This window comes from Mesorhizobium sp. M2C.T.Ca.TU.002.02.1.1, assembly GCF_003997225.1.
On the sequence record NZ_RZTO01000035.1, the window covers coordinates 1 to 16,197 of the forward strand.

The 16,197-nt window shown below is 64.8% G+C and carries 13 protein-coding genes and 2 pseudogenes; 11 read left to right on the forward strand and 4 right to left on the reverse strand.

Features of this window, described 5'->3' with window-relative positions; genetic code table 11:
* A pseudogene (locus EOD07_RS03445) lies at positions 1–573 on the reverse strand (hypothetical protein); the annotation flags it as partial.
* A gap of 452 nt (positions 574–1,025) precedes the next feature.
* Between EOD07_RS03445 and EOD07_RS03450 the strand changes: the two are divergent.
* The 6 genes from EOD07_RS03450 (at position 1,026) to EOD07_RS03475 (ending at position 8,766) form a co-directional block, all read left to right on the forward strand.
* Positions 1,026–1,490, forward strand: a complete 465-nt coding sequence (locus EOD07_RS03450) for a MerR family DNA-binding transcriptional regulator (RefSeq protein ID WP_127233976.1) — start codon at positions 1,026–1,028, stop codon at positions 1,488–1,490.
* A gap of 228 nt (positions 1,491–1,718) precedes the next feature.
* Entirely contained in the window at positions 1,719–3,515 is a 1,797-nt protein-coding gene (locus EOD07_RS03455; protein WP_127233967.1) for an acyl-CoA dehydrogenase, read from the forward strand.
* 52 nt (positions 3,516–3,567) lie between these two features.
* The gene (locus EOD07_RS03460; protein WP_127233968.1) at positions 3,568–4,740 is read left to right on the forward strand and encodes an acyl-CoA dehydrogenase family protein; all 1,173 of its coding nucleotides are present in this window, start codon (positions 3,568–3,570) and stop codon (positions 4,738–4,740) included.
* 32 nt (positions 4,741–4,772) lie between these two features.
* On the forward strand, positions 4,773–5,981 hold the full coding sequence (locus EOD07_RS03465; RefSeq protein WP_127233969.1) for an acetyl-CoA C-acetyltransferase: 1,209 nt from the start codon (positions 4,773–4,775) through the stop codon (positions 5,979–5,981).
* Positions 5,982–5,994: 13 nt separating this feature from the next.
* A complete protein-coding gene (locus EOD07_RS03470) occupies positions 5,995–8,214 on the forward strand; it encodes a 3-hydroxyacyl-CoA dehydrogenase NAD-binding domain-containing protein (protein ID WP_127233970.1) in 2,220 nt (739 codons plus the stop codon).
* Positions 8,215–8,223: 9 nt separating this feature from the next.
* Positions 8,224–8,766, forward strand: coding sequence for a thioesterase family protein (locus EOD07_RS03475; protein ID WP_127233971.1), 543 nt, complete (start codon positions 8,224–8,226; stop codon positions 8,764–8,766).
* A 12-nt stretch (positions 8,767–8,778) separates the two neighbouring features.
* On the opposite strand, the gene EOD07_RS03480 is transcribed toward EOD07_RS03475, so the two are convergent.
* On the reverse strand, positions 8,779–10,428 hold the full coding sequence (locus EOD07_RS03480) for an ankyrin repeat domain-containing protein (RefSeq protein WP_127233972.1): 1,650 nt from the start codon (positions 10,426–10,428) through the stop codon (positions 8,779–8,781).
* Positions 10,429–10,706: 278 nt separating this feature from the next.
* On the opposite strand from EOD07_RS03480, the gene EOD07_RS03485 reads away from it, so the two are divergent.
* The 3 genes from EOD07_RS03485 (at position 10,707) to EOD07_RS03495 (ending at position 12,678) form a co-directional block, all read left to right on the forward strand.
* The gene (locus EOD07_RS03485; protein ID WP_127233973.1) at positions 10,707–11,009 is read left to right on the forward strand and encodes a hypothetical protein; all 303 of its coding nucleotides are present in this window, start codon (positions 10,707–10,709) and stop codon (positions 11,007–11,009) included.
* A 126-nt stretch (positions 11,010–11,135) separates the two neighbouring features.
* Positions 11,136–11,777, forward strand: a complete 642-nt coding sequence (locus EOD07_RS03490) for a helix-turn-helix transcriptional regulator (protein ID WP_040985878.1) — start codon at positions 11,136–11,138, stop codon at positions 11,775–11,777.
* 55 nt (positions 11,778–11,832) lie between these two features.
* Positions 11,833–12,678, forward strand: coding sequence for a thermonuclease family protein (locus EOD07_RS03495; protein WP_127233974.1), 846 nt, complete (start codon positions 11,833–11,835; stop codon positions 12,676–12,678).
* Here the strand turns inward: EOD07_RS03495 and EOD07_RS03500 are convergent.
* The gene (locus tag EOD07_RS03500) at positions 12,641–14,290 is read right to left on the reverse strand and encodes a lysine--tRNA ligase (RefSeq protein ID WP_127233975.1); all 1,650 of its coding nucleotides are present in this window, start codon (positions 14,288–14,290) and stop codon (positions 12,641–12,643) included. The genes EOD07_RS03495 and EOD07_RS03500 overlap by 38 nt on opposite strands.
* A gap of 184 nt (positions 14,291–14,474) precedes the next feature.
* Between EOD07_RS03500 and EOD07_RS03505 the strand changes: the two genes are divergently transcribed.
* Entirely contained in the window at positions 14,475–14,888 is a 414-nt protein-coding gene (locus EOD07_RS03505) for a tellurite resistance TerB family protein (protein ID WP_040985875.1), read from the forward strand.
* A gap of 14 nt (positions 14,889–14,902) precedes the next feature.
* On the opposite strand, the gene EOD07_RS03510 is transcribed toward EOD07_RS03505, so the two are convergent.
* Positions 14,903–15,724 (reverse strand): transporter substrate-binding domain-containing protein, encoded by an 822-nt coding sequence (locus tag EOD07_RS03510; RefSeq protein WP_127233977.1) that lies wholly within the window; start codon positions 15,722–15,724, stop codon positions 14,903–14,905.
* Between the two features lie 279 nt (positions 15,725–16,003).
* On the opposite strand from EOD07_RS03510, the pseudogene EOD07_RS03515 reads away from it, so the two are divergent.
* A pseudogene (locus EOD07_RS03515) lies at positions 16,004–16,197 on the forward strand (LuxR family transcriptional regulator); the annotation flags it as partial.

Below are 16,197 nucleotides of genomic sequence, written 5' to 3' on the forward strand. Positions count from 1 at the left end.
CTTGTCGGGCGTGCCGTTCGCGCCGCGCTGGCTGTTGGCCTGCATGGCGCGGTCGATGTCCTGGCGGAACGCCTCGAATTCGCGCTGCAGGCCGGCGGTCATCTGATGGCGCAGTTCCTCGCGCAGCCCGCGCAGCTCGACGGCGATCTTGCCGACCATGGCGACGCTGTCTTCCTGACCACGCACCCGGTCGATGTCACGCGCGATCGCCTGATAGTTCTGCCCGAAGGCGGGCGCGGCGCCGGGCGCCGGATTTTGCGGCGCGCGCGTCTGCGGCCGGGGGTTCTGCGCGCCGGGATACTGCGCTGCCGGGTTTTGCGGCGGCCGGTCCAGAGGTCTTTGCGCGGAGTAGGTGTCTTCGTACCAGCGCGGCTGGCCGTAAGGCTGCGTGCTTGGATAGCGCGGCTCGACCGGCGGCCGCCGCAGGTCGGGGCGATCGGGCATGTCGGCGCGCGTCCGGTCCAGCCGCTGCTCCAGCGTTTCGAGCGAGCGGTTCAGTTCTTCGAGCGAAGCGTGCGGCCGGCGCTGCCTGCCGGCATTGAGTGTATCGAGATAGGACCGCTTGCTGTTCATCGATGCGCCCGTGTTCAGAATGGCCGGCCGGAGCCGGTTTCCCCAGTAGCCTGCCGGGAACGAAGCGAGCCGAGCGGTTTTGCCGCGGAGGAAGACAAGCCTTCCCGGGTTTTCACCCGCGCTTCGAAAACCGTGAAAAATTCGCTACAGGATAAACACGGATGACCGACATGCGCACATTTCGCCCAACGTGGTAAACAAGGCGTTAACCAAGCTTAAGAAGTCGCGCGTAAATCATGCGCCGGCGTCCGGGTGCGGCATAAAGTTCCGGTTCGACAACGCCCTTGCGTCACCCCGCGGCTGTCGATATAGAATTGACGTAAACGTAAAAGGTGCGAAGCCGTGCCTCTTGCGATTGATTTGTTGCAACCACGATTGGAAGCACGCCCCCGCTTCCATTCCGGCGACGCTTGGTCCGCGACCGCGACGCCATCAGGGGAAAGCCAGTGACCATGAAACTTGTTTCGCCCGGCGAAGCCGCGGCCAATACCAATGACATTCCGGCCGAGGCCGGTGAGGAATTCGTCCGCATCGGCGAGATGGCCAAGAATTACGGCGTGACGCTGCGCACGCTGCGTTTCTACGAAGACAAGGGCCTTCTCAATCCGCATCGCGACGGCTCGACCCGGCTCTACACGCGCCGTGACAAGGCCCGGCTGAAGCTGATCCTGCTCGGCCGCAAGGTCGGGTTCTCGCTGCGCGACGTCAAGCAGATGATGGATCTCTACGATCCGACCGGCACCAACACCAAGCAGTTGCGTCTGGCGCTCGACAAGTCCGAGAAGCAGCTCGCCCGCCTGCAGAAGCAGCGCGCGCTGATCGACGACGCCATCGGCGAACTGAGCAATTCGATGTCCATCGTGCGTCAGATGCTCAGCGAGCGCACCGCGGCGCCGCAGGCAAGCGCCGCTGGCTGATCGCCCGCACTCATACCCCGGACGCAGAAAGCCGCGTGGCTATAGCCGCGCGGCTTTTTTGTCGCCACAATGCCTGACGGCTCACAAAAATTTTTGGCTGCGACGAAGTTGACGTTTACGCAAACGTCAATATTTGCTATCGGGGCATCGATGTTGGCCCGGCCTCCTGTCCAGGACGTGGACAGGCGACTTGCTGGTCGGGCCGGGACCGTAAGGGCGGAGGAAGGCATGACGATCTACAGGGCGCCGATCCAGGACACGCTGTTCGTGCTCAACGACGTGCTGGGCTATCAGCGCTATTCCAATCTTCCAGGCTTCTCGGACGCGGCGCCCGATGTGGTCGAGGCGATCCTCGCCGAGGGCGCCAAGCTCGCCGAGAACGTCATGCATCCGCTGAACCGCGTTGGCGACATGGAAGGCTGTGTGCGCCATGACGACGGCTCGGTGACCACGCCCAAGGGCTTCAAGGACGCCTTCGACCAGTACCGCGAGGGCGGCTGGATGGGGCTTGCCGCACCCGCCGAGTTCGGCGGCCAGGGTCTGCCTTACACGGTCCACACCGCGGTCTCCGAATATATGGTCTCCGCCAACATGGCGCTGATGATGTATCCCGGCCTGACGCAGGGCGCGATCGCGGCGATCGTCACCCACGGCACGGACGAGCAGAAGGCGACCTGGCTGCCCAGGCTGATCGAGGGCGCCTGGACCGGCACCATGAACCTCACCGAGCCGCATTGCGGCACCGACCTCGGCCTGCTGCGCACCAAGGCCGTTCCCAACGGTGACGGCACCTACAGGATTTCCGGCCAGAAGATCTTCATCTCCGCCGGCGAGCACGACATGTCGGACAACATCGTCCATCTGGTGCTTGCCCGCGCCGAGGGCGCGCCAGAAGGCGTGAAGGGCATCTCGCTGTTCATCGTGCCGAAGTTCAAGCTCGACGCCTCGGGCAATCCCGGTGAGCGCAACACGCTCTCCTGCGGCTCGATCGAGGAGAAGATGGGCATCCACGGCAACTCGACCTGCGTCATGAACTATGACGAGGCCGAGGGCACGCTGCTCGGCGAGTTGAACGGCGGCCTGAAGGCCATGTTCACGATGATGAACGAGGCCCGCCTCGGCGTCGGCCTGCAGGGGCTTTCGGTCTCCGAGGTCGCCTATCAGAACGCGGTTTCCTACGCCAAGGACCGGCTGCAGGGCCGTTCGCTGTCGGGCGCCAAGGCTCCGGACAAGAAGGCCGACCCGATCATCGTCCATCCCGACATCCGCCGCTCGCTGATGACCATGAAGGCGTTCAACGAGGGCGGCCGGGCGTTGGCGCTTTGGACGGCGATCAAGTCCGATGTCGCGCATCGCTCCGGTGACGACAAGGACCGCCAGGCGGCCGACGACTACACCGGACTGATGACGCCGGTGGTCAAGGGCGTGCTCACCGACAAGGGTTTCGATCACGCGGTGATGGCCCAGCAGGTGTTCGGCGGCCACGGCTATATCGAAGAGCACGGCATGAGCCAGTTCGTGCGCGATGCCCGCATCGCCATGATCTATGAAGGCGCCAACGGCATCCAGGCGCTCGACCTCGTCGGCCGCAAGCTGGCCCAGAACGGCGGCCGCGCCGTGCAGGCCTTCTTCAAGGAGGTCGGCGAGTTCTGCGAGGAAAACCGCACTGATGAGAAGATGGCGCCCTTCACCAAGGCGCTGAAGAAAGGGCTCAACGACCTGCAGGCGGCCACCATGTGGCTGCTGCAGAACGCCATGGCCAAGCCCGACAATGCCGGTGCGGCCTCGACCGACTACATGCATCTCTTCGGCCTGGTGGCGCTGGGCTACATGTGGGCGCAGATGGCGAAATCCGCGCAGACGAAGCTCACGGAGGGCGCCAATGGTTCGGCGTCGTTCTACGACACCAAGCTGGTGACGGCGCGTTTCTTCATGGAGCGCATTATGCCCGAAACGGCGACGCGGCTTGCCCGCATTTCCAGTGGCGCGGACACGCTAATGGCGCTGCCGGCGGAAGCGTTCTAGGTTTGGCGGGCCGGCATCGCCGGCCCACAATTATCGGAACGCGGAGGAAATCGTGGCGACAAATCCAGCCGAAATTCTTGGCCTGCCGAAGCCCGCCTGGGCGGCGGACGAAGTCGGCATGCTCTATGACATGGCGTCCCGCTTCATGGCCGAAGAGATCGCGCCGCGCTATGACGAGTTCGAGAAGAACGAGATCTTCGACCGCGAGAGCTGGCTGAAGGCCGGAGCGGCGGGCCTGCTCTGCGCTTCGATGCCGGAGGAATATGGCGGCTCAGGGGGCACCTTCGCGCATGAGAGCGCTATCATCGAGGCGATCGGCCATGTCGGCGTCGACGGCTTCGGCATCGGCCTGCACAATTCGATCGTGGCACCCTACATCCTGCATTACGGTTCCGAGGAGCAGAAAAAGAAATGGCTGCCGAAGCTCGCGACCGGCGAGCTGATCGGTGCCATCGCCATGACGGAACCCGGCGCCGGCTCCGACCTGCAGGGCGTGAAGACCCGCGCCGAGAAGGACGGCAACCACTATAAGATCAGCGGTTCGAAGACCTTCATCACCAATGGCCAGCTCGCCAACCTGATCATCGTCGTCACCAAGACCGATCCGGACAAGGGCGCCAAGGGCACCTCGCTGATCGTCGTCGAGACCGACGAGGTCGAGGGCTTCGAGCGCGGCCGCAACCTCGACAAGATAGGGCTGAAGTCGAACGACACCTCCGAGCTGTTCTTCAACGACGTGCGCGTGCCGACCTCCAACCTGCTCGGCCATGAAGAAGGCAAGGGCTTCGTCCAGCTGATGCAGCAACTGCCGCAGGAACGCCTGCAGATCGGCACCGGGGCGATCGCCATGATCGAGCGGGCCCTGGCGCTCACCATCGACTACGTCAAGGAGCGCAAGGCCTTCGGCAAGGCGGTCATCGATTTCCAGAACACCCAGTTCAAGCTGGCCGAGTTGAAGACCGAGGCCACCATCGGCCGCGTCTTCTACAATGATTGCGTCGCCCGCCATATCGATGGCGGCCTCGATCCGGTGACCGCCTCGATGGCCAAATACTGGCTCAGCGACCTGCAGGGCAAAGTCGTCGACGAATGCCTTCAACTGCATGGCGGCTATGGCTACATGAATGAATATCCGATCGCCCGCATGTACCGCGACGCTCGCGTCCAGCGCATCTACGGCGGCACCAACGAGATCATGAAATTGCTGATCGGGCGCTCTCTCTGAGCGCCGCGGCCGGCAAACCCAAGGAGCAGAAAATGGCCGAAGCTTACGTCTATGACGCCGTGCGCACGCCGCGCGGCAGGGGCAAGAAGGATGGCGCGCTGCACGAGGTGCCGGCGGTGCGGCTCGCCGCGAAGACGCTCGAGGCGCTGCGCGACCGCAACGGGCTCGACACCGGCAATGTCGACGACATCATCTTCGGTTGTGTCGATCCCGTCGGCGAGGCGGGGGCGGTCATTCCGCGCGCCGCCGCCTTCGAGGCCGGCTACGACACCAAAGCGCCCGGTATGCAGATATCGCGCTTCTGCGCCTCGGGTCTCGACGCCATCAATTTCGGCGCCGCCAAGATCGCTCAAGGCGCGGATGAGATCGTCATCGCCGGCGGCGTCGAATCGATGTCGCGCGTCGGCATGGGCATGTCCGGAGGCGCCTGGTTCATGGATCCCTCGGTCGGCCTGCCCGGCTGGTTCGTGCCGCAGGGCATCTCGGCCGACCTGATCGCCACCAAATACGGGTTTTCCCGCGACGACGTCGACGCCTATGCCGTCGAGAGCCAGAAGCGCGCCGCCAAGGCCTGGGATGAGGGGCGATTCAAGAAGTCGGTGATCCCGATCAAGGACCAGAACGGCCTCTTGATCCTCGACCGCGACGAGCACATGCGGCCCACGACGGACATGCAGTCGCTCGCCTCGCTCAACCCATCCTTCGTCATGCCCGGCGAGATGGGTGGCTTCGACGCGGTCGCGGTGCAGAAGCATCCGGAAGTCGAGGAGGTCAACCACGTCCACCATGCCGGCAATTCGTCCGGCATCGTCGACGGCGCCGCCGCTGTGCTGCTGGGCTCCAAGAAGGCCGGCAAGGCGATGGGGCTGAAGCCCCGCGCGCGCATCCGCGCCTTTGCCAATATCGGTTCCGAACCGGTGCTGATGCTGACCGGCCCGGTCGACGTCACCGAGAAGCTTCTGAAGCGCGCCAAGATGAAGCTGTCGGACATCGACCTGTTCGAGCTCAACGAGGCCTTCGCCTCCGTCGTGCTGCGCTACATGCAGGCCTTCGACATCCCGCATGACAGGATCAACGTCAATGGCGGCGCGATCGCCATGGGCCATCCGCTGGGCGCCACCGGCGCGATGATCCTGGGCACGGTGCTGGACGAGCTGGAGCGCCGCGACTTGAACACCGCGCTGGTCACGCTCTGCATCGGCGCCGGCATGGGCACCGCCACCATCATCGAACGCGTCTGAGGGAGAGAAGAAGATGAGCTACACCAATTTCACCCTCGACGTGGACGCCGACGGCATTGCTCTGGTCACCTGGAACATGCCGGACCGCTCGATGAATGTCTTCACCGAGGAGGTGATGCGCGAGTTGAACGCCATCGTCGACAAGGTGATCGCCGATGCCGCCATCAAGGGCGTCGTCATCACCTCCGGCAAGGACACTTTCTCCGGCGGCGCCGACATCACCATGCTGCAGAAGATGCTGGCGACCTTCGCCGCCGACAAGGAGAAGGATCTCGACAAGGCGACCCGGGCGCTGTTCGAGAATGCCGGTTACATGACCGGCCTGTTCCGCAAGATCGAAACTTCCGGCAAGCCTTGGGTGTCGGCGATCAACGGCACCTGCATGGGCGGCGCCTTCGAGATGTCGCTCGCCTGCCATGGCCGTGTCGCCGCCGACAGCGACAAGGTGAAGATGGCGCTGCCCGAGGTGAAGATCGGCATCTTCCCCGGCGCCGGCGGCACCCAGCGCGTGCCGCGGCTGACCGACCAGCAGCAGGCGCTGCAGATGCTCACCACCGGCCAGAACCTGACGCCGCAAAAGGCGAAGGCTATGGGCCTGATCCATGAGATCGCGGAGCCGAAGAAGCTGATCGAGACGGCCAAGGCGATGATCAGGAACGGCCTGAAGCCGGTGGCGCCCTGGGACGAGAAGGGCTTCAAGCTGCCGGGCGGCCCGATCTATTCGGCGGCCGGCGCCAATCTCTGGCCGCCGGCCATCGCCATCCTGCGCCGCGAGACCTACGGCAATTACCCGGCCGCGGCCGCGATCCTGAAATGCGTCTATGAAGGCCTGCTGGTGCCGTTCGACACCGCGCTCAGGATCGAGCAGCGCTATTTCACCGAGATCATGCAGTCGAAGGAGGCGGCGGCGATGATCCGCTCGCTGTTCCTGTCGTTGCAGGAACTGAACAAGGGCGCGCGCCGCCCCGCCGGCGTGCCCGACACCAAATTCAAGAAGATCGGCGTTCTCGGCGCCGGCTTCATGGGCGCCGGCATTGCCTACGTCACGGCACGGGCCGGCATTCCGGTGGTGCTGCTCGACCGCGATTTGCCGTCGGCCGAGAAGGGCAAGGCGCATTCGGACAGCCTGATGGCCGATCAGGTCAAGAAGGGCCGCGCCAAGCCGGAAGACAAGGACAAGCTCCTGTCGCTGATCACGCCGACGGCGGACTATGCCGACCTTGCCGGCTGCGACCTCGTCGTCGAGGCCGTCTTCGAGGATTCGAGCGTCAAGAAGGACGCCACCGAGAAGGCGGAAGCGGTGCTGAAGTCGTCGGCGATCTTCGCTTCCAACACGTCCACGATCCCGATCACCGCCCTGGCGAAGAACTCGGCGCGGCCGAAGAACTTCATCGGCATCCATTTCTTCTCGCCGGTCGACAAGATGATGCTGGTCGAGATCATCCTCGGCAAGAAGACGGGCGACAAGGCCCTGGCCGTCGCGTTCGACTTCGTGCGCGCCATCAAGAAGACGCCGATCGTCGTCAACGACACGCGCGGCTTCTACGTCAACCGCTGCGTGCTGCGCTACATGTCGGAAGCCTACAAGATGCTGATCGAGGGCGTTCCGGCGCCGATGATCGAGAACGCCGCCAAGGCCGCCGGCATGCCGGTCGGTCCGCTCGCGCTGACCGACGAGACGGCCGTCGACCTTGCCCAGAAGATCATGAAGCAGACCATCAGGGATCTCGGCGACAAGGCGGTCGATCCGAAGCAGATGGCGCTGATCAACACCATGGTCGACACGCATGGCCGCTTCGGCCGCAAGAACGGCAAGGGTTTCTACGACTATCCGGCCAAGCCCGCGAAGAAGAAGCTGTGGCCGGGCCTGAAGGATCTCTATCCGCAGCTGAAGCCCGAAAAGGTCGACTATGAGGAACTGAAGCAGCGCCTGCTGGTCACCATCGCGCTGGAAGCGGCGCACGTGATGGAAGAAGGCATCGTCACCGATCCGCGCGAGGCCGACGTCGGCTCGATCCTCGCCTTTGGCTTCGCGCCCTTCACCGGCGGCGCCCTGTCCTACATCGACGGCATCGGCGCCAAGCGCTTCGTCAAGATCGCCAAGGGCCTGCAGAAGAAATATGGCGCCGAGTTCAAGGCGCCGAAGCTTCTGCTCGATATGGCCGAGAAGGGCGAGACCTTCTACCAGCGCTTCGACCCTTACCAGAAGGGCGAGGTAAAGCAGGCGGCCTGACGAACCAGCATGTATGTCTGGGGGCGAATGGCCCGCACCATGGCCACGGCGTCGAGCCGTGGCCCTTATCGGGTCGGCGAGGAAAGCCGGCTCGCTTTTCGCTGCCTGCCGATCGACATCGATTTCAACCTGCATCTCAACAATGCGCGCTACATGATGCTGGCCGACCTTGGCCGCATCGACATCTTCCTGCGTATCGGGTTGATCGCGCTGGCACGCAAGAACGGCTGGGCGCCGATGATCGGCGGGCTGCAGGTCGCCTATGTGCGTGAGATCAGGCTGTGGCGCCGCTTCGAGGTGGTGTCGTCGATCGAGACCTGGGAAGGCACCTCGGTGATCGGCAGACACCGCTTCGTCCTCGACAATGGGGAGACGGCGGCGCTGATCCTGACCACGGGCGGCGTCTATGACCGCAGGGGCCGCCGCTTCCTCGACATCGACGAGGTCGTCGCGGCGCTCGGCCATGCCACCAGTCCACGCCCGCCGACCGAAGCCGAGCGGGCCTTCATGGTGTCGCACCGGAATTTGCGCGAACAGGCCAAAGCGGCCTGATCGCGCCTCGGCTCAGACCGACTTGCCGAGCAGGAAATCGGCCACCTCGTCCGAAAAGATCAACGCTTCGTCGTCGAAGGCGACGACCTCCCGCCTGCCTTGCGGATCCGGCCGCCCGGCCGGCATTCCGTGCGCCACAAGCGCCTCGGCGCAGCCCACCCAGTCGCCGGTGCTTTCCGGCTCGTTGACCGAGGCCCATCCGAGCGTTCCGCGCACGTCGCCGCCGAAGCCATGCTGCTCTTTCCAGTCGGCGCCGTGGTCAAGCAGGAAGCGGGTCAACTCGACATCGCCGCGAAAGACGGCGTGGTTCAGCGCCGAGGCGTCCCAGTCGCCGCCACGCCGGGCGACCGGCCAGCCGAGCCTGACCATCACCTTCACCGCATCGCGGCAGCCCTGCGCGGCAAGCTCGGGCAGAAGCCGCAGCTGCATGTCCGACAACGAATCCGGCAGGTCGGGCCGGCGGGTCTTGATTGTTTGCGCCGTCACCTCGTCGCCTGCTGCGCAGGCGGCGATGAACCGCTCATCATCGGGAAGCGGACCTTCGTCGTCTGGTTGCCGCAACAGCGCGGCGACATCCGGCAGGCCGAAGCGCAGCGCAACCCGATAGGCGCTCAAGCCGTCGGGTGTTCGCGCCGACGGGTGGGCGCCGGCTGCAAGCAGTGCTTCGAGATGCGCCGGCGAGCGACGCCGCCGGATCGCCCACAGAAGCGGCCTGCCCCAATCGGAGGTCGGCTGGCTCCCGGCCGGTTCGTTCGGATCGGCATCCGGCGCGGCGAGCAGCAGTTGCAGCGCCTCCAGGCTGTCGAGGTCCAAGACGCGGTAAAGCGCATTGGAGCCGGTGACGCGCGCGCCGGCCTCAAGCAGAAGCCGGGTGCAGGCCGGGTTCTCGAGCGAATGGTAAAGCGACTCCCCGTCATTCGGATCGGCGCCCGCGTCGAGCAACAGCTTCGTCATCTCCGGATCGTGGTTCTGCCCGGCTGCTCCGTACAGCGCCGAGAGCCTGTATTCGTCCGAAGGCTGTTCCAGCGAGGCCGGTGGCCAGCGGCTGCCCACTGTCTGGTTGGGATCGGCGCCGGCATCGAGCAGCGATCTGGCGGCGGCGTGCAGCGCGTTGCGAAAGCGCGGCAGCCGCACCAGGCTCGAATGGGTCACGGCCACCAGCGGCGGCAGGTTCAGTGGGCCGCCGGGGCGGTTGAGCCAGCCCGCGTCCCGCTGCGTCGCCTCGCGCAGGACTGCCCCGTCGCCGACCGCGCAAGCCAGATACGCATCGCCCGCGATGATGTCGGGATGGTCTTCGACCATGCGCGCTGCGGCCTCCGGGCTCGCCCGGTTGGTGCTGCCGCTTATGTCCCCGGCATAGACGAGCCCGGCCCAGTTGCGGATCGAGCCGGCGCGGTCGGCGCCGTAGGCGCGTTGTGCGCCGACGAAGCTGCCGAGGTCGCGCCAGGACGGGAAGCCATATTCGCGCGCCAGGCAGGACTGGGCGTCATGCAGGCGAAGGCCGAGCGCCACGGTTGCCGTATCGTCCTTGCCCGCCGCCGACGGCAGGCTTTCGCGGAAGCGGGCGAGCGCGTCCGGCTCGCCGCGCCGATAGGCCGCGAGCAGGTCCTTGGCCTGCTTCTTCAGAAGGTCGAGATTGGGACGGTTGGGGAGTTGATTCATGGAAACCTCCGTGCGTTCTTCGCCGAAGGTCCGCAAATCCGGCTGCACAAAGGTTTGGCTGTCAGCTCATCGAGGCAAGTGGGTTCAACCCTTCCCGCGGACCCGGATGCGGCTTGCACCGCAAGCCGGACCATAGGGGCATTCAGCGCCCGAGGTCAATCCGGTCCGGCCACCCCAGCCTGATCACGCTTTCATGAGCAGGGCGACGCCAGCTTTCTCGCGGCAGGCCGGAATGATAGATTAGCTATCGCTAACGGAAGTGTTGGGGAGCGATTGTCATGCGCATGATGCTGAAAGTTACCGTTCCGACCGTCGAAGGCAACAAGGCGCTCAAGGATGGCAGCATGGGGAAGTTCATCGAACATACCCTGTCGGACCTTAAGCCCGAGGCCGCTTATTTCACCGCCGAAAAGGGTCAACGAACGGCTTATCTGTTCGTCGACATAAAGGACAGCTCCGAAATGCCTCATTTCGGCGAGCGGTTCTTCCTGGCTTTCAATGCGGCCGTGGATTTCGTGCCGGTCATGAATGCCGACGAACTCAAGAGGGGACTGCCCAAGGCGCTGGCCGGGATCGGATAGGCATTGCGCCCGAACGAGAAGGTCATGGTGCATTCTTAACGATCCGCCGGTCGCGCCGGTGGACAAGGGCGTGACTGCGCGCTAGACAGGAAGAGGCATTTTTTCCTGTTCCAAAGGAGCGCGGCATTGCTCTCACACGACCGCGTATGGGCCGCAATCGACGCTCTTGCCGAGCGCTATTCGCTATCGGCTTCCGGCCTTGCCCGGCGCGCGGGCCTCGATTCGACAGCTTTCAACAAGTCGAAGCGCCTGTCGTCCGACGGCCGGCCGCGCTGGCCCTCGACCGAATCGCTGGCCAAGATCATCGAGGCCACCGGCGCCTCGCTGGAGGAATTCACCGGACTGGTCGAAGGACGCGGCGGCGTCTCCGCCGCCCACCAGCGTCGCGCCGTACCGTTGCTTGGCTTCGCCCAGGCGGGCGCGGGGGGGTTCTTCGACGATGCCGGCTATCCGGCGGGGCAGGGCTGGGACCTGGTCGAGCTTCCGGCGCGGGCGACCGAGACGTCCTACGCGCTGCAGGTGCAGGGCGATTCCATGCTGCCGCTCTACCGCAACGGCGATGTGCTGATCGTCGAACCGGGCGCGCCGACGCGCAAGGGCGATCGTGTTGTCGTCAAAACCACCGCCGGCGAGGTGATGGCCAAGGTGCTCGACCGGCAAACGGTGAAATCGATCGTGCTGGTCTCGCTCAACCCCGCCCACCCGGACCGTGACATCCCGACGCGCGATATCGAATGGATGGCGCGCATCGTCTGGGCAAGCCAGTAGGCCGGGACCGGTGCGGCTTCTTCAAACAGTTCTGGCAGTCCTGGCGGTTCCGGTCATGGCGGCGCTTGTCGTTGCCGGCGGACACACGGTCAAGGGCCGCGAAAGCGTCGTCACGGTCGATCAGATCGATCCCATCGCCGATGCGCTTCCCACAGGCAACGATACCCTTTCCGCTTCCGGTTCCGATGCAGCGCAAGAGCCGGCGACCTCGGCTATCCCCGCGCCCGACGCTCCGCAGCCGCCGAAGCCCGCCGTTCATTCGAGAGCCATCGATCCCGACGCCGTGGCGCCGCCGGAGCCGTCGGATCAGGAACTCGAACGGGTGGAGCCGCGCGCGCCGCTCAGCGATCTGGCGCTGGCCGGGCCGCCCAAGCCGCCCAAGTTGAAAATGCCGGGCGACTGGAACGGCACTAAGCTGTTCCAGCCGGTTGCCACCGCCGCCGGGCTGATCGAGGCGAAGGGCTATGCGGTCGCGGTGTCCGGCGTGGATGTCGTCAAGGCCGACGAAACCTGCAGCGACGCGGGTAAGAGCTGGGCCTGCGGGGCGCGCGCCAGGACAGCCTTCCGCGCCTTCCTGCGTGGCCGGGCGGTCGCCTGCACCGTGCCGCCCGAGGGCGGTCGCGACACCATTTCCGCCGAATGCCATGTCGGCAATCAGGACATCGGCCAGTGGCTGGTCGAGAACGGCTGGGCGCGCGCCGCGCAGGGCGGTCCCTATGTCGAGGCCGAGAACAAGGCCCGCACCGCCAGGAAGGGCATTTTCGGCCCGGCGCCGAGGCTTGACGGCTTGCCTGCGCTGCCGGCTGCGTCAGGGACGGCGCCGGTGGCGCCGGATTCGATCCTGCCGGCCGATGGCGGCGCCGTTACGCCGCCAACTGACCAGCCAGAGCCCGCTCAATGAGCGCGCGCGTCTCGGTGATGCCGTAAAGCGCCGCGAAGGAGCCGAAGCGCGGTCCGCGCTCCTGGCCGATCAGCACCTGGTAGATCATCTGGAAGAAGGCGACCGACACGCCGGGCCCGCCTTCGGGGCTCTGCTTGGAATGATCCTGGTAGCGCTCGATCTTGCGCGCCACGTTGAGCGCGGCGTTCTGGATCGCCTCGCCGTCGGCGCCTGGCGGCAGAGCGCCGAGCGCCTCGGAAAGCTTCCCCAGCGCCTCGCGCTCCACATCGTCGGCGGCGCGAAAAACCTTGGTCGGCTTCACGAAGTCATCGAAATAACGGATCGCATAGCCGGTCAGCCGATCGAGTTCCGGATGCGTCTTCGGCGTCACGCCCGGCGCATGCCGCGAGATGAAGCCCCACAGCACCGACTTGTCATGCGCGTTGGACGCGCTGACCAGGTTGAGCAGCAGCGCGAACGGCACCGGCAGGTCGATCGCCGGCGGGTTGCCGTCATGCATGTGCCAGACCGGATTGCCGAGGCGCTCCTTCCAGTCCTGGCGCGGATAGGCGCCGAGGAAAGCGTAATACTCGTCCACCGCCTTCGGGATGACGTCGAAATAGAGCTTCTTCGCCTGCCGCGGCCGCTGATACATATAGAGGCCGAGGCTCTCGGTCGGCGCGTAGGTCAGCCATTCGTCGATGGTGAGCCCATTGCCCTTCGACTTCGAGATCTTCTGGCCTTCCTCGTCGAGGAACAGCTCGTAGACAAAATGCTCCGGCGCGCGTCCGCCGAGGATATTGCAGATACGGTCGTAGATCGCCGCGTTGGTCTGGTGGTCCTTGCCGAACATCTCGAAATCGACGCCGAGCGCCGCCCAGCGCATGCCGAAATCCGGCTTCCACTGCAGCTTCACATGGCCGCCGGTGACCGGCAGTGTCGTCTCGGTGCCTTCGTCGTCGAAGGTGATGGTGCCGGCCTTGGCGTCGACATTTATCATCGGCACGTAGAGCACGCGGCCGCTCTTCGGCGAGATCGGCAGGAACGGGCTGTAGGTCGCCTGGCGCTCCGGCCCGAGCGTGGGCAGCATCACGCCCATGATCTCGTCATAGCGTTCGGCGGCGCGCAGCAGCACCTCGTCGAAACGGCCGGCCTTGTAATACTGCGTCGCGCTGGCGAACTCGTAATCGAAGCCGAACGTGTCGAGGAAGCGGCACAGCATCGCGTTGTTATGGTCGGCGAAGCTCGCATAGTCGCCGCCGAACGGGTTGGGCACCGCCGTCAGCGGCATATGCAAATAGGGCTCGAGCGCGGCGCGGTCCGGCACGTTGTCCGGTATCTTGCGCATGCCGTCCATGTCGTCGGAGAAGCACAGAAGCTTGGTCTTGACCTTGTCTTGCGTCAGCACCCGGAAGGCATGCCGCACCATGGTCGTGCGCGCCACTTCGCCGAAGGTGCCGATATGCGGCAGGCCGGACGGGCCGTAGCCGGTCTCGAACAGCACGGTCTCGGGAAAGTCCTTGCCCTTGTAGCGGGCGATGATCTTCTTGGCTTCCTCGAACGGCCAGGCCTTGCTCTCGGCCGCCGCGGCAAGCATCTCGGGATTGAGATCGATGATGTTTGATCCCGTCATGTCGAAGTTCCAGTCATGGCCGTCTGCGCGGCGGATAAAATCTGTCGACCGGTCTCTAGGCGCGCGAGGCCGGAGCGTCAACGATTTGCGGTGGTTTTCCTTGCGGCGCCATAATGGCGCTCCTACGTTGGAGCGCTATTATCCCGTTTGGGGGAAAAGACATGAACGCTTCCAGGAGTTTTGAATGCCTTCATTGACGCCGCACGAAGCACTGATCCACCTGATGGTCATCACATCGGCTTCAGATCGCGACATGACCGATGTCGAGTTGGCGCGGATCGGCGACGTCGTCCGCTCCTGGCCGGTGTTCGTCGATTTCAACCAGGACAGGCTGGTTCAAGTGGCGCAGGCCTGCCAGAAGGCGCTGCATGAGAAGGACGGGCTGGAAGGTGTGCTGGCGCGCGTCGCCGAAGCGCTGCCCGAGCGGCTGCGCGACACCGCTTATGCCGCCGCTTTCGAGGTCGCCGCAATCGATCTCGAGATGCGCATGGAAGAGGTCAGGGTGCTGCAGCTCATCCGCCTCAAGCTCGATCTCGACACGCTGACCGTCGCCGCGATCGCGCGTGCGGCCAAAGCACGCCTGCGCACGCTGACCTAAAAGAGCTTACAGGCCTAAAAGAAGCTGACCGGGAAATAGCGCAGGTAAAACTCGGCGAAGGTGCCCTTGATCGAGATTTCCTGCAGCGCGTAGTCGAAGGCGGCGGCAAGCGCGGTGTCGCTCTTGCGGGTGGCGATCGCCATGCCCGAGCCCAGATATTCCGGCGCCAGATACGGACCGCCGGCGAAGCGGCAGCAGCCGCCGGCATCCGAGCCGCCCAGCCAGAAGGCGAAGCGCATGCCGTCGCCGAAGGCGGCGTCGATCTTGCCGGCCTTGAGGTCGGCATAGAGGTCTTCCGGTGTGTCGAAGGTCACCACCTGCACGGTGTTGAAGTAGTCGCGCAGCATTTTCTCATGCGCCGAGCCGCCGATGACGCCGACCCGCTTGCTGCGCAGCTTGTCGAGGATCGGCTCGGCGAAGGCCTTCGCCTTCGGCATGATGAAGCGCGCGGGGAATTGCATGTAGGAGCGCGAGAAGGCGTATTTCTCGCGGCTTTCCGGCGTCGCGGCGATGCCGGCGATGATCGCCTCGCCTTCGCCTTTCTGAAGGGCATCCTCCAGTTCGCTCCACGGCAACGCCTGGACCTGGCATTTCTCGACGATGCCCAGCTCCGCGCAAATCGCCCGCGCCAGATCGATGTGGAATCCCGACAGCCGGCCCGAGCCGTCGAGGAAGTTGAAGGGCGGAAAATCGGTGGTGGTGAGGAATCTAAGCCGCGGCAGCGCGGCGAGGTCGGGCTTCGGCAGCCGCTCCTTCGCGTCCCACAATACCGGCACCTGCGGCTCCGCGCCTTGAGTCGCGCCGGCAAAGGCCGCCGCGCCGGTCAGGAGCAACATCAGGGCCGGAAATATCCACCGCAAGATCACGATTTGGCTCCGCGCCTGTCCCGTTCCTTGGCTTTTGGTATGAAAATGGGGCAGGCACAACGGTTTTTGATTTCAACTGGGCAAATTAAGCGTATGGTTCAGCGCGTTTGCAAGTGACCTTGCTCGCCGGAAGGGGGAAACTGCCGGCTTTGTTGAGGCGATTGCAACCCGGGGGTTGATGGCGAAGGGGTGTTCGGGCATCTACCGTCGGTAACGAAAAAGCAGAAGCAACATGGGGTAGATGTTGCGATGGGCCTGTTCGACAGAACTCTGGAATACATAGACCAGTTGCAGCATGCCGGCACCGCGGCCGCGGTTTGCGAGAGGCTGCTCGGCGTCACCTCGAATTTCGGCCTGACCGCGCTGATGGCGGGAACAGTGCCGCAGCCGGGCACGCCGCGCGGCCAGCAGAAACAGCACGTGTTGCTTTTCGATTGGCCAGG